Source organism: Streptomyces sp. CA189, from assembly GCF_056428985.1.
Window position 1 is genome coordinate 1 of the sequence record NZ_JBWJVM010000210.1, and the last position, 575, is coordinate 575.

At 68.7% G+C, this 575-nt stretch carries 1 protein-coding gene; it reads right to left on the reverse strand.

Translation table 11 applies throughout. The features are described from left to right. A partial coding sequence (locus tag AC061S_RS44570; RefSeq protein WP_478691596.1) for a Rossmann-fold NAD(P)-binding domain-containing protein occupies positions 1 to 512 on the reverse strand: 512 nt, incomplete at its 3' end. Positions 513 to 575: the final 63 nt, after the last annotated feature.

Here is a 575-nt window from a genome sequence, read left to right on the forward strand (position 1 = left end):
TCGCGGGCCTTGCGTCCATCGAGGAACTGCCCGCCAGCCATCACCTCGATGGCGGTTTCGTCGAGCAGCGGCAACTGGCCGCTGACCCGGTAGCGCAAGCGGCCCAGGGTGGCCAGCGCGCGAGCCATGGCCATCGACATCGGCTGCGGCGCAGGCTGGCCGAGCAGCTCGGCGATACGCCGGGTCAGGTCGGCCATTTCCAGGTTGTGCCCGGTCAGCAGGTAGCGCTCGCCGATACGCCCGCGCTCAAGGGCCATCAGCAGGCCGCGCCCGGCTTCGGCGGCATCGATGACGTTACGCTGGCCGGCGACGTAGTGGGTCATCTCGCCATTGCCGATGGCGGTGATCACGCGTCCGGTGGTCGGGCCGATGTCCAGTTCGCCGAGTACCATGCCGGGGATCCCGATCACCACCGGCAGGCCGTTGCGCGCCTGCTCCCGGGCCTGCTCGTCGAGCGCCCATTTGCACAGCACGTAGGAACTCTTGCCGCTCGGCAGGCTGTCGTAGAACAACCCCTCGTGCCCCGGTAGTCCCTGGGGATGCCGGGGCATGGCATATGCCGAACCGACGTAGAG